A 13,683-nucleotide genomic window follows, 5' to 3' on the forward strand; every position below is an offset into this window, starting at 1 on the left:
GTTTTTATAAAATTACAATTTATGCATTGGCTATCGAAATAAAAACTGTTATTATATTGCTAAAAAAAATAATTCCTATTATCTTTGGCAAGAATTCATAAATTCCGGAAAACATGTTTGAATTTGATCAGTACTTAGGTTTTTTACTTTTCTTAACCATTTTAACAATAGGTTTTTGGTTAATGATATTTTTAGCTTCATTTGTACCTTATTGGTTAGGTGGCGCAATTTTTGAATTAATCAAAGAAAAAAGAGCTAAAAAACAAACAGAACAAGAATAATTAAGATTGTTCAAAAATAAAAAAAGGACTGCTTTTGCAGTCCTTTTTTTATGTTATCCCATGAATTCATCACCACCACCATCATCTGATCTTTTTTGGTTTTCACGGTCATTTTTCTTTTTATTGAATCTATATGTAAATGAAAGATTAATTTGTCTTTGTCTCCATTGAAATTCAGAAGAACTAATTACTGTAGGTAAATTAACCTCTGAACGTCTTTTTCTTGAGTTAAGTAAATCACTAACGTTTAATGCAATTGTACCTTTGTCTTTTAATACATCTTTACTAAATGCTAAATTAATACTCGTCATAGATAAGGTTTTACCTTGTGCATTCGTTTGAGGTGCCATGTAAAAAGCATTGGCTTGCCAATCGATATTATAAGGTAAATTAATTTTCGAAGAGATTCTACTGAACCAACTAGTAGCTGTATTATCAAAGTTTTGTACCACTAGTTCATCTGAAGAATTAATATAACTATAATCTCCTTTCGTTTCATTTCTGAATAGATTGAAGTTGGCATTTAATTTCCACCATTTGTATGGGGAATAATTTAGATTAAATTCAAAACCAGCTCTAATTTCTGTAGCTAAATTGATAGGTGTCGATTCAATAACAGGAACTCCTTCTACAAATAAACCAGATTCTCTTCTGATAAATTGAAAAGAATCATCTGTTAAATTAACATAAGCTGAAGTATTAAATGTTACTTTTTTCCATCTTTTTAAATACCCTAAATCAAAGGCATTTGTGTAAGCAGGATTTAAATCAGGATTACCTCTAAAAATATTAATTCTACTAGAATAGCTTGAAAATGGATTTAAGAAGCGACCTCTAGGTCTATTAATTCTTTTGCTATAACTTAAACTAATGTTGCTACTTTCTGAAAATTCATAATTTACAGTAGCAGTAGGGAAGAAGTTATTGTATTTTTTAGTATTATAATCATTAGAAGAAATAGAATTTACTTCAATATTACTGTCTTCAAAACGAACCCCTAAGAAATAGGAGAATTTATCGATTTTAGACCCATATTGCATGTAAAATGCATTTACATATTCTTTATATTCTAATAAATTGGAGTAGATATCATTGCGAACCCAATTTCCTGAAACATCCAAAGAATCAATTTCAAAATCAGTTATGTTTTTTTGAAAGTTACCTCTGTAACCTGCTTCAAATCGTGCATCTTTTCCAATAGGCAATACATAATCTGTTTGAAAAAGATTACGTTGTTGATTTTCAGGATTTAAGGTTCTTTCGGTAAGTACATTTGGATCACCGATAATTTGATCATAAATAGTAGAATTATCTCTTTCTCTGTTTTGAGAAAAAGCCATATCTACCGTTAATTTATGATCTTCTTTTTTAAAGTTTTTGGTAAAGTTGGTAGCGTATTCAAAAGTAAAATCCTTACTGTTTTGATTGTTCAAACGATTTCTAGTGAATGTGGGGTTTCTATTGGCATCATAATTATAGAAAAACACATTATCTGGATTTTCTCCTCTACCATTTTGAATGGTTAAAGAATTTGTCCAAGAGGTTGATTTATCTAAAAACAATTCAATACCAAAATTGGAATTATAACCTTTATTTAAACGCTCATTCGTTCTTCTTTCTTCAAGAAAAATACTATTAGGGTTTGCCGTTGCTGAAGTATAATAAGAATCGGTAGAAGAGTTTCCTAAACTGGTTCTGTAATTGTAACCAATGTTAGAAAATAAATTGAATTTTTCACTTCTAAAATTAATGCTAGAGTTTAATCCGTAAGTTTCTGGATCACCAATAGTTCCTACAAAAGAGCCGTTTAAACCTTGAGCTTTACCTTTACGAAGTACAATATTAATAATTCCACCACCACCTTCAGCATCATAACGAGCGGATGGATTTGTAATCACTTCTACTTTTTCAACAGCATCAGCGGGAAGCATTTTCAAAGCATCTGCAATATTAATACCTGCTAAACCAGAAGGTTTACCATCAATTAAAATACGTACATTTTCATTTCCTCTAAGTGCAACCGTACCTTCAGGATCAACAGTTACAGAAGGCACATTATCTAAGACATCACTTACAGTCCCACCTTTAACCATCATATCTTTTCCTACATTATAGACTTTTTTATCTAATTTAATTTCTACTGTAGAACGTTCTGCGATTACTTCTACAGCGGCTAATTGTGCAATATCAGCTTCTAAATAAATCTTTCCAAAATCTGTATTGGTATTGTAGGTCTTATTTTTAAATTCGATTGTTTTAAAGGAGATATATTCGAAACGAACATTATAAGTTCCTGAAGGAACTTCGAATTTAAAATTACCTTCCATATCGGTTACGCCACCGTTTAATTTCTCAGGATTTTTAGCATCTTGAAATACAACAGTAGCATATTCTAAAGGTAAAGTGGTTCCTTTTTCAAAGATTTTTCCACTAATTGTAATTTTTTTTAAATCTGGTTTTTGGGCAAAAGCCAGTGTTGTCAATAGGAATAGGGCGAAAATTTGTAGTCTTTTAAGCATGATTAATTTAATATTTCCATATAAGACAGCAAATTTAGACTTAGGTTTAAGCTACATTTCCCAATTGTTTGTTAAATATTTCATAGGATTTTGTTAACAAGTTCTTTAGGCCTCGCAATAATTGCTTTATTTCCATTTACAACAATAGGTCTTTCAATTAATTTTGGATGTAATAACATAGCTTCAATAATATCTTTATCAGTCAAGTCTTTTCCTTTATAATCTTCAATCCAAATTTTTTCTTTCGTACGAACCAATTCTATCGGTGGAATGCCTAATTTTTCAATAACACTAGTCAATTCTTCTTTAGTAAAAGGGTCTTCTAAATATTTTCGAATTACAAAGGGTTTGTCAAATTGTTTAACAAGAGCTAAACCTTCTCTTGATTTAGTGCATCTTGGATTGTGATAAATAGTAATCATTGTTTTTTAATTTTATACAAAGAAAATGATATTATAGTTTGTAACAAAATATGTAACTTTAACCCTAAAAGAAATTATGTATCTAGAACAAGTTAAAAAATTCACTTCTAATCCTATTTTATATTTTGTTTTACCTGTAGCTTTTTTGCTATTGATGATTGTTAATTATGTTTTTAGTATGGGTGTTGATTCCAATGCAGTAATTGATCAATTAATTCAGCAAGTAGGAGTAAACGGTGCTTTTGTATTAATGATTGCTCCTTTGTCAATTGGACTTTTTTTAGTATGGTTTTGGGTAAAGGTTATTCAACGTCAATCGATTACAAGCTTAACAACGTCTAGAAAAAAAGTAGATTTTAAACGTATTTTCTTTTCATTTTTTCTTTGGGCAAGCATCACTATTGTCATGACTTATATTGCCTATGCAATAGAGCCAGAAAATTTTGTAGTAAACTTTAAACCTAAAAAGTTTTTATTATTTCTTGGTTTGGCAATCATTTTAATTCCGTTGCAAACTAGTTTTGAAGAATATCTATTTAGAGGTAATTTAATGCAAGGTTTAGCATTGGTTACTAAAAGCAGATTGCTTTCTTTTTTACTTCCTGCTATTTTATTTGGTTTAATGCACATGGCTAATCCTGAAGTTGTAAAAATTGGCCCTATTATTATGATGTATTATATAGGAACAGGTTTGTTTTTAGGCATTCTTACTATCATGGATGAAGGTTTGGAACTCGCTTTAGGTTTTCATGCAGCTAATAATTTGATAGGCGCTTTATTAGTAACGGCAGACTGGACTGCTTTTCAAACGCATTCTATTTTAAAAGATGTTTCAGAGCCATCAGGTTCTTTTGAGATAATTCTCCCTATCTTTGTAATATTCCCCATTCTACTCTTTATTTTTTCTAAAATCTACAAATGGAAAAACTGGAAACAAAAGTTAACAGGAACGATAGATTTAAATTAAATATAATAGTATGGAACACACTTTAGTTTTAGACCAATTGACTCATAAAAATGTTCATAATCAATTCAAATTAAATGGTTATCATTTGAATTATGACGATATGTGTCGTGTAGCGTATAGTTTTATTAAAGAAGGGGACGAATATGAAAAACATATTGGTAGCTTTTTATTAGAGTGGTTGGATGATGATTTGTATATTGAAGTAGAAACTTCTGGTACTACTGGTATACCAAAAGTAATCCGATTGGAAAAGAGAGCTATGATACAATCTGCATTGGCTACAGGAGATTTTTTTGGATTGGAGCCAGGAAATAAAGCATTGTTGTGTTTGTCGGCCAAATATATTGCGGGCAAAATGATGTTGGTTCGAGCACTTATTTTAGGTTTATCTCTCGATATTACTACAGTTGATGGAAATCCGTTAGCGTATAATGAAGAAAAATATGACTTTGCAGCCATGGTTCCTTTGCAAGTTGAAAATTCGTTAGATAAATTAAAACAAATTAAAAAGATAATTATTGGTGGTGCTCCTGTTTCTAAATCATTGGTAGAAAAGCTTAATAAGAAAAAGATAAATGCTTTTGAGACCTATGGTATGACCGAAACTATAACGCATGTGGCTGCTAAAAAAGTAGGTGAAAAAGCTTTTAAAACTTTACCTAATATTATCATTTCAAAAGATGAGCGTGATTGTTTAGTTATTGAAGCACCTAAAATTATTTCCGAAAAAATTGTTACCAATGATATAGTGGAAATCCTATCAGAAAATGAATTTATCTGGTTAGGACGTTTTGATAGTGTTATTAACAGTGGCGGTGTTAAATTATTTCCCGAACAAATTGAAATTAAATTGCAAGATGTAATTTCGGAACGTTATTTTATTGCCAGCTTACCAGATGAAAAATTAGGTCAAAAAGTAATTTTAGTTCTTGAAGGAGTAACAAAAGAAGTACCTCTCTCTGTTTTTGAAGCCTTGGATAAGTTTGAAAAACCAAAAGAAATTTATTTTGTTTCCCAATTTGTAGTAACCAAAACGGGTAAGCTCAACCGATTACAAACATTGGAGCTAATAAAACAATAATTTTTAAATTAGATTATAAATTAGTGGTAATAAAAAAATGATTGGTAAGTACTTTAATGTCTTTAGTGTCTTTTACCAATGTTGTTGCCTTCTGCCATTCATTGGTTGCATTTAAACGCACTTTTTTATCACCGATTACACCGATTACAACATCGATTGGCATCGTAAAATTAGGCACTTCTGTAACCCATCTGTATTGGAAGCTTTTTTTGTGTTTTTTAATTTCTAGTCTTGGAATAGTGGTGTACTTTAAATATTGATGAAACACAGCCGTTAAATCAAGTCCAGTTTCTTTGTTGAAAAAATCGATAACCGTTTGTGTGTCTATAATTTTCTTTTTAAAAGTGTTGGAATATTTTAATAGAATTGACCACCATTTACTATCGTCATTAACCACATGTCGTATGGTGTTTAATAGTAACGCACCTTTGTAATACATATCACTACTCCCTTCGTTATTAACTCCAAATTGACCAATAATAGGTTTGTCATTTTGTACATTTTTAGATTGACCGTTGATGTATCTCATAGCGGCATCATAGCCTTTTTGGCACTCAATAAAAACTGTTTCACTATAGGTTGTAAAACCTTCATGAATCCACATATCGGCAATATCTTTACTAGTAACACTATTTCCAAACCATTCATGTCCGGTTTCATGAATAATAATAAAATCAAAATTCATACCTTCACCTGTCCCAGATAAATCCATACCTAAATAGCCTTTTTTGTATTTATTACCATAAGCGACAGCACTTTGGTGTTCCATACCTAAATAAGGAGTTTCTACTAATTTATAACCGTCTTCCCAAAAGGGATATTGTCCAAATTTTTCCTGAAAACAAGCCATCATTGGTTTTACATCTGCATCAAAATGAGCGATAGCCTTGTCTTTATTTTCTCTTAAAACATAGTAGTCTAAGTCTAAATTTTCTATTTCATCATGAATGTGAATGTAATCGGCAATATTAACGGTAATGGTGTAGTTGTTGATTGGGTTTTTAACTTCCCAATCCCAGCGTGTATAAGCTTCTCCTACCGCTTCTTTTTTGATAAAACGACCATTAGATACATTCATTAAACCATTAGGAACCGCTACTTTAATAGAAGCACCATGATCGGGTTCGTCGGTTTGAGAGTCTTTTACAGGATACCATAAACTAGCGCCAGTGCCTTGAACAGCAACAGCAATAAACGGTTTACCATTACTGTCTTTTTTAAATACAAATCCGCCATCCCAAGGTGCATTTTTTGCAATTTTAGGATTTCCAGAATAGTAAAAACGTACTTTTTCGGTGGTATTTTTTGCTAATTCATTTGGAAAACTTACAAAAACGGCATCATAATCTCTTTTGTAGGTTAGTTTTGTAGTATTCCATACAATCGAATCCACTTTCATATTATCAAACAAATCCAACTGTATTTTTTTTGTAGGTTCCACTACCTTAAAAGTAATGTCGTTATAGCCAACAATACTTTTTTCGTCTGGGTCAATTTTAATATTCAAATCATAGCGTTGCACATCAAAGCAATTTCTTTCAAAACGGAGCCCTCCATGCAAAGAGTCTCTACGAGTAAAGTTTTGTGCTGTAGTGTTTTGGTACACCAATATAAATAAGCTTATGATAAGTAGTTTTTTCATTTTTATAAAATATTAATAATATCTTTCTTTAAGAATTACTTCAGAATTTTTTGCCAATTCAATTTCTTTCATCTTAGCATTTAGAAGATTTGGATTTGTATTTCCATCAAAATAGAATTTATCTTGATAATTTACATAGAGTTGGTGTGTATAATTTTTGTTTAAAATCTTCCATTGATTTTTTTGTTTTTCACTTAATTCAATAACATTTAAGACCTTAACAGTTTTTATAGTTTTTATTTTATTTTTTCGATCTAAAAGTAGTTGGATTACTTTGTAGTAACCTAAGAATGATAATATAACCAAAACATATATTGCAATAACTACAAAGACAGCAAATTTACCATGTAATTGATATAATGTACTATATTCTCCCATTCTCCTTGCGGTTCTGCTAAGAAATCCAATAGGAATAATAAATGTTCCTAGAGTTATAAAAATTAAAAAATATCCAAAATATTTACTCGCATGAAGTGCGATTTTTAATTCCAAATCTATTATCGAAAGATCAACTGTGTCAAATTTTTTTTCATTCATTGTTTAAAAATTAGCAGGCTTAAAAACGGTAACGTTTTGTTTTGTTATGGGGTGATTAAAAGTAATTTCTTCTGCATGTAAATATAACCTTTTTTCCTTTATGCCATATAAGTCGTCTCCTATGATTGGGCAATTTAAACCTGAAATATGCGAAGCATGAACTCGTAATTGATGGGTACGTCCTGAAATAGGGAAGAAGTGGATGCGCGTTTTTCCTTCTTTTCGTTCGATCACTTTGTATTTGGTTTGTGCGGGTTTTCCATACTCATAACACACCAATTGATTGGGTCTGTTGTCTAAATCTACGCGTAGCGGCAAATCAATATAGCCTTCATCGGAAGCTACCATACCATCCAAAAGTGCGACATATCTTTTTTGAACCGTACGTTTGATAAATTGCGATTGTAATTCTTTATAGATGGCTTCTGATTTCGCAATTAAAAGCAATCCAGAGGTAGACATATCTAAACGATGTACAATTAAAGGGCCACTAGCTTCTGGATATAACTCTTTTACTCTTTGGAACACCGAATCTTTTACATTTTTGCCAGGAACTGAAAGAAACTCAGCAGGTTTATTGATTACGGCAAGATATTCATCTTCAAAAACAATTTCTATCTCTTTTCCTTCCGCAGGATTTTCTAAAAAGGGGTTGTCATCCATAATAACACCTTCAAGCATGTGTTCCAATATGGGTTCGCATTTGCTTCTACAAGCAGGATAAAATTGTTGGTGTTTTCGTACTTCCGATTTTGGAGATTGGCCCCACCAAAATTCAGCCATAGCAATAGGTGTTAAATCATTTTCAAAAGCATATTGCAATAATTTTGGAGCTGCACATTCACCAGAACCTGCTGGCGGATTATTATCGAATATTGCACCAATACTTTTCAGTTTCTTGTTTTGATTTAGAAAGGCATATTGCTTAAATAATTGCTGTTGTAATTCACCCGATTTTTGTTTACGAAGTTCTTTCAATTCCGTAATTTTATCTGAAAAAACTTGCATTTCCTTTTTAGCATTTTCTAACTGATAATTCCAGTATTTGGTCATTTTTTTGAGCAGAATACTTTCTTTTTTACTTTCTTCAGAGAGTTCGTACTCAAATGCTTCAATTTCAGTTGGACTAGCATTTGTAGGGAAATTTTGTCTCTTTACATCTCTAGCAATTTTTAATTGTTTGATTCTTTCTTTTTGATTTTGAAGATCCTCAGTTGCTTTTTTTTGGGTCGTAGCCCAATGCTCCTTAGTTAAAAGATAGTTATTGTCTTTTTTTAAACTTTCAATTTCTTGATTGATAGCATTTAAAACCTCTTCTTCTTTTTTGAAAAAACCATCTTGTTGTAACATATCAAAAACAGGAGGAACAAAATAGTTGAGATGATTGTTTTCGGCTAGTTTTCCAGAAAAAGCCCATAAATAACCTAAATTTTCTTCTTTATCTTGACAAACTAAAACCCCAAACATTTTTCCAATCACTAAACCTGTTTGGTTTTCTTGTAATCCAAAATTATGTTCAAAATCAGTTTGAGAAGTTAAGTATTTTTGTAGCTCTTTCGCGGCTAGAATACTCAATTCATGCGGTTCATAATAAAAAGGAAAGGTAAATTTATCTGGTAAAGGAATATCAGATATATCGGTTTTAAAGGGTTGAAAGTATGTCTTTAACATGGCGCAAATGTAAAGACTAAATTTTTATATATCAAAGTCTTTATTATTTATTGAATTAATAAAGACTTTGATATATAAAATTATTGTTTGATAATTTTATGAGTTGTTTTAGAGTTATCCGATTGGATGGTAACAAAATACATTCCTTTAGGTTTGTCAGATAAATCAATAGTATTTGAATTGCCTGATATAATTGTGTTTCCTAATATGTCGTAAACGCTATATTCTATGATAGAATCAGAATCAATATTTAAAATTCCACTTGTCGGATTTGGAAATAATCTTGAAGTTTTAGCATTGGTTTCAAAATCGTTTGAACTTAACGTTGTAATTCCTTTTAATGTTACGTTGTCAATAAGCCATGTGTCTGAGGAACTACTAGATCGAGCTGTTATTCTAATTTTTAATTGACTAATTGTTCCTGGAAATGTAATTCCGTTGGTACTATATCCTTCAGTTGTAGCTAAGCCAGTGTCAGTAGGGTAGAATTCGGCTTCAGTTTCTGGAAGATAATCTACTATTCCTACTCCTGTTGCAGAATATTCCCAAAATGAATTATTATTTGTAGCACCACGAATTCTTAGTCGTTGGATATAAGTTTGACCATTATCGGTACTGTATTCTACTTGAATATAATCTAAATTATCTGGTCCTCCTGTTGTTCCCAATAAATTCATAGCAGCTAATTTAAATTCGAATAAAAAGCTATCGTAACCACTTGGAAGAGTAATATTTTCGAATTCCAGAGTTAGACCAGCACTAACCGCAGTTGTTTCCCAAGCTCTGGAATTATTGATTCCAATTGGACTATTTGCTGGTGCAGCAGAAGAACTTGATGTACCACTATTGTACACAACAGGGCCAGTAAAATTCCAAGTAGGTGAAGAAGGAGCAGTTTCAAAATCTTGAATAGCTATTACATCATAACTTTGGCTAAAGCAAAATAAATTGGTAAACAAGAAAAACAAAAAGTATTTTTTTTTCATAAGGTTATTTTTAGTTATCAATAAAAATTTTTCTACAAAATATATTCAATTACATTTTTATTAAATATAATTAAACCTGAATCACTCCTAAATTAAATGGTTTTTCAATAGGAGCGTGGTTGGCAGCTTCAATACCCATTGAAATCCAGGTACGAGTATCTAAAGGATCAATAATTGCATCGGTCCATAAACGCGCGGCTGCATAATAAGGCGATACTTGAGCATCGTAACGCGCTTTTATTTTATCAAATAATTCCTGTTCCACTTTTTCATCTACAATTTTGCCTTGTTTTTTAAGCGAAGCCGCTTCAATTTGCATCAAAACTTTGGCCGCTTGGGCACCACCCATTACCGCTAATTCTGCACTTGGCCATGCAAAAATTAAACGTGGATCATAGGCTTTTCCACACATGGCATAATTACCAGCACCATATGAATTACCAACTATCACTGTAAATTTGGGTACCACCGAATTCGAAACTGCATTTACCATTTTGGCACCATCTTTAATAATACCTCCATGTTCTGATTTACTACCCACCATAAAACCCGTTACATCTTGTAAAAAGACTAATGGAATTTTCTTTTGATTGCAATTGGCAATAAAACGAGTGGCTTTATCTGCAGAATCGGAATAGATTACACCACCAAACTGCATTTCGCTAGGTTTCGTTTTAGCACCTGTTGTTTTTACTATTTTACGTTGGTTGGCCACAATTCCTACTGCCCAACCATCGATACGAGCATATCCGGTAATGATGGTTTGGCCGTAACCGGCTTTATATTCGTCAAACTCAGAATTATCCACTAATCGACTGATGATTTCCATCATGTCGTATTGTTCGTTACGTGCTTTTGGTAAAATACCATATATTTCTTTTGGATCAAGAGCTGGTTTTTCAGGTTTTACCCGATTGTATCCAGCTTTTTCAAAATCGCCCATTTTGCCTACCACACTTTTAATGCGGTCTAAAGCAGCTGCATCATCTTTGGCTTTAAAATCGGTTACTCCCGAAATTTCACAGTGTGTTGTGGCACCACCTAAAGTTTCATTGTCTATGCTTTCGCCAATGGCTGCTTTTACTAAGTAACTTCCCGCAAGGAAAATACTACCGGTTTTATCTACAATTAAAGCTTCATCACTCATAATAGGTAAATACGCACCACCCGCCACGCAACTTCCCATTACAGCTGCAATTTGGGTAATTCCCATGCTGCTCATGATAGCGTTATTACGAAAAATACGACCGAAGTGTTCTTTATCTGGAAAGATTTCGTCTTGCATGGGTAAATACACACCAGCAGAATCTACTAAATAAATGATGGGTAATCTATTTTCAATTGCAATTTCTTGCGCTCTTAAATTCTTTTTACCTGTAATAGGAAACCAAGCACCCGCTTTAACAGTAGCATCATTTGCCACCACGATACATTGTTTTCCTTGGATATAACCCATTTTAACTACCACACCACCAGAAGGACATCCGCCATGTTCTTCATACATACCATCACCCACAAAAGCACCTATTTCGATGCTTTTTGCTTTATCATCTAATAAATAATCGATACGTTCACGAGCGGTCATTTTACCTTCTTCATGTAATTTATCGATACGTTTTTGGCCACCGCCTAATTTTACTTTAGCAAAGCGTTGTTTTAAATCGGAAAGGAGTAATTTATTATGGTCTTCGTTTTTATTGAACTGTAAATCCATGAGTGACTAGTTGTTGTTTTTTTATTGGTTTGCTAAAGTACAAAAAGAAAAGAAAAGTTGAAAGGCAAAAGTCAAATGTCGAAAGTCAAAGTTTGAAAATCTAAAGAAGCCTATTATTTTGAATATAATTTCTTTTACGCTTTTAACTTCATTAATAAGTCGTTTTGAATTTGCAATACTTTTATGGTTTCTTTTAAAGCTTCAATTTCATCTTTTTTAGGTTCTTTAACTGTAAAAGTTGTGGGTAATTGATTCGCTATATCCTGAAAAAAATTATGTTGTAAAGCATGGCATAATTCAATTAAAATACCCGTTTGAATACTACTGTTTTGGGTATATTTTAAGATAGAAACTGCATCTCTATGGATTTCTTTCCCTAATGCCGACTTATTGATCTTATTTTTTGAAATAAAATCCTTCAATAATTTACCTGTATCGATATTATTTTTACCTTTTTTCATGTATTTATTTACTTTTATACTCTAATTTATTACTAAAGGTAATAAAAAATATACTTAAAGTAATTAAATAAATACTTTAAGTAACTAATTTTTAAATATAAGTATATAAAAGCTTACTAAAAGTAAATAATTATTTACCTTTAGTAAGTAAAAACAATTAAAATGCTTTTTAAAAATAAATTTGAAAAATTTGTAATAATAGTTTGTCTACTTCTGTTTATTGAACTTATATTATTTAGTTGTAAAGAATCTAAAATTGATAATTGCATTGCAGATATGCGAATTAAATATATTTGTAAAGATCCTGGTGTAGATGTAGTAGTTTTTAAAATGATATCTAATTATGAACAATTAAGTTTAGATTTTGATAGTTTTAACTCTATAGAGGTAATTTTTAGTGATAGAGTCTTTACAGCTAGTGCTCAATTTGAATTAGAAAAATGGGGAGAAAATGGCTATAGTTTAACATGGATGACACCTTATTTTGCTCAACATGGTTGTCATGCTGAAAAAGAATTTTATGATTTTTATAAGAAGAATGCATCTTTAAAAATTGTTTTATCAAACGGAAAAGATACATTTACATTTACAAAGTGTACTAAATAAGAAGATATGAATACCATTACCAAAATAAACCTTTCTAAAATAAAAAAATGCCATCAGTATTGGGAAGACATGCCTGAAAATGAAAAAGGAAGATTATGCTTGCAATGTAACCATACTATTATTGATTTTAGAAAAAGTACAGACGCTGAAATTGCACAAGCCCATATATTCTCTGAAGATAAAGTTTGTGGTTTATATCATAAGGAACAGTTGGAATTTGCTTCATCAGCTAATAAAGGGAGAAAAGGAACGCGTTGGAATGTCTTTTATATAGGACTATTTAGTTTTTTAAGTTGGAATACTTTAGGACAAGAAAAAAGCGATGAAGTAAAGGTTGAACAAACCGATAAGAAGCTAAGTATAAACCCTAACATAACAGTAAAAAAGCAAGATCAGGATAGTTCGATAGTTAAAGAAATGATAATTATATCAGGTACTATTACTGATGAAAAAGGACTAGTACTTCCAGGAGCTTATGTCATAGTTAAAGGTACTGATATAGGAGCAAATTCTGATGAGAATGGTTTTTATAAATTAAATTTAACGGATGTAATTGAATCACTTGAAAAAGTTAATCTAGTATTTGGATATTTGGGTTATAAACAAATTTTATGGTCTCAAGATAAAACTTATTTTGAAGAAATAAAAGACCTAAAAGTCAATGTACAATTTACAGAAACAGTTGAATTATCTGTTTTTTCTATTTATGGAGTAAAAGCACCCCTTCATAAAAGAGTGTGGTATAAAATAAGAAATGTTTTTCGAAAGAAATAATAAAAAAAGCACTTTACTTTAA

The 13,683-nt window shown here is 31.2% G+C and carries 13 protein-coding genes; 5 read left to right on the top strand and 8 right to left on the bottom strand.

The genetic code is table 11. The features are described 5' to 3' along the window. The first annotated feature begins 113 nt into the window (after positions 1-113). The gene (locus FHG05_RS18460) at positions 114-281 is read left to right on the top strand and encodes a hypothetical protein (protein WP_181369189.1); all 168 of its coding nucleotides are present in this window, start codon (positions 114-116) and stop codon (positions 279-281) included. A 53-nt stretch (positions 282-334) separates the two neighbouring features. On the opposite strand, the gene FHG05_RS16800 is transcribed toward FHG05_RS18460, so the two are convergent. Both FHG05_RS16800 and arsC read right to left on the bottom strand, forming a co-directional pair. Continuing rightward, positions 335-2,800 carry an outer membrane beta-barrel family protein gene (locus tag FHG05_RS16800; protein ID WP_140999267.1) on the bottom strand — a complete coding sequence of 822 codons (2,466 nt, stop codon included), beginning with the start codon at positions 2,798-2,800 and terminating at the stop codon, positions 335-337. Positions 2,801-2,880: 80 nt separating this feature from the next. Continuing rightward, positions 2,881-3,222: an arsenate reductase (glutaredoxin) gene (gene arsC, locus FHG05_RS16805; RefSeq protein ID WP_140999268.1), complete on the bottom strand. Its 342-nt coding sequence runs from the start codon at positions 3,220-3,222 to the stop codon at positions 2,881-2,883. Between the two features lie 76 nt (positions 3,223-3,298). Between arsC and FHG05_RS16810 the strand changes: the two genes are divergently transcribed. Continuing rightward, positions 3,299-4,189 (top strand): CPBP family intramembrane glutamic endopeptidase, encoded by an 891-nt coding sequence (locus FHG05_RS16810; protein ID WP_140999269.1) that lies wholly within the window; start codon positions 3,299-3,301, stop codon positions 4,187-4,189. Between the two features lie 10 nt (positions 4,190-4,199). After that, positions 4,200-5,270, top strand: a complete 1,071-nt coding sequence (locus FHG05_RS16815; RefSeq protein ID WP_140999270.1) for an AMP-binding protein — start codon at positions 4,200-4,202, stop codon at positions 5,268-5,270. A gap of 13 nt (positions 5,271-5,283) precedes the next feature. On the opposite strand, the gene FHG05_RS16820 is transcribed toward FHG05_RS16815, so the two are convergent. From FHG05_RS16820 to FHG05_RS16845, 6 genes are all read right to left on the bottom strand, one after another. Continuing rightward, positions 5,284-6,912 (bottom strand): M1 family metallopeptidase, encoded by a 1,629-nt coding sequence (locus FHG05_RS16820; protein WP_140999271.1) that lies wholly within the window; start codon positions 6,910-6,912, stop codon positions 5,284-5,286. A gap of 12 nt (positions 6,913-6,924) precedes the next feature. Continuing rightward, entirely contained in the window at positions 6,925-7,449 is a 525-nt protein-coding gene (locus tag FHG05_RS16825; protein ID WP_140999272.1) for a hypothetical protein, read from the bottom strand. A gap of 3 nt (positions 7,450-7,452) precedes the next feature. Further along, positions 7,453-9,120, bottom strand: a complete 1,668-nt coding sequence (locus FHG05_RS16830) for an RluA family pseudouridine synthase (protein WP_140999273.1) — start codon at positions 9,118-9,120, stop codon at positions 7,453-7,455. Between the two features lie 80 nt (positions 9,121-9,200). Continuing rightward, positions 9,201-10,106, bottom strand: coding sequence for a T9SS type A sorting domain-containing protein (locus FHG05_RS16835; protein ID WP_140999274.1), 906 nt, complete (start codon positions 10,104-10,106; stop codon positions 9,201-9,203). A gap of 70 nt (positions 10,107-10,176) precedes the next feature. Next, a complete protein-coding gene (locus FHG05_RS16840) occupies positions 10,177-11,820 on the bottom strand; it encodes an acyl-CoA carboxylase subunit beta (RefSeq protein WP_140999275.1) in 1,644 nt (547 codons plus the stop codon). Between the two features lie 134 nt (positions 11,821-11,954). Further along, positions 11,955-12,281: a hypothetical protein gene (locus FHG05_RS16845; RefSeq protein WP_140999276.1), complete on the bottom strand. Its 327-nt coding sequence runs from the start codon at positions 12,279-12,281 to the stop codon at positions 11,955-11,957. Between the two features lie 162 nt (positions 12,282-12,443). On the opposite strand from FHG05_RS16845, the gene FHG05_RS16850 reads away from it, so the two are divergent. Together FHG05_RS16850 and FHG05_RS16855 are read left to right on the top strand one after the other, a co-directional pair. Next, entirely contained in the window at positions 12,444-12,887 is a 444-nt protein-coding gene (locus tag FHG05_RS16850) for a hypothetical protein (protein WP_140999277.1), read from the top strand. 6 nt (positions 12,888-12,893) lie between these two features. Beyond that, entirely contained in the window at positions 12,894-13,661 is a 768-nt protein-coding gene (locus tag FHG05_RS16855; RefSeq protein WP_140999278.1) for a carboxypeptidase-like regulatory domain-containing protein, read from the top strand. Positions 13,662-13,683 lie beyond the last annotated feature (22 nt).

This window comes from Flavobacterium profundi (genome assembly GCF_006491645.1).
In the GTDB taxonomy this organism is placed as follows: domain Bacteria; phylum Bacteroidota; class Bacteroidia; order Flavobacteriales; family Flavobacteriaceae; genus Flavobacterium; species Flavobacterium profundi.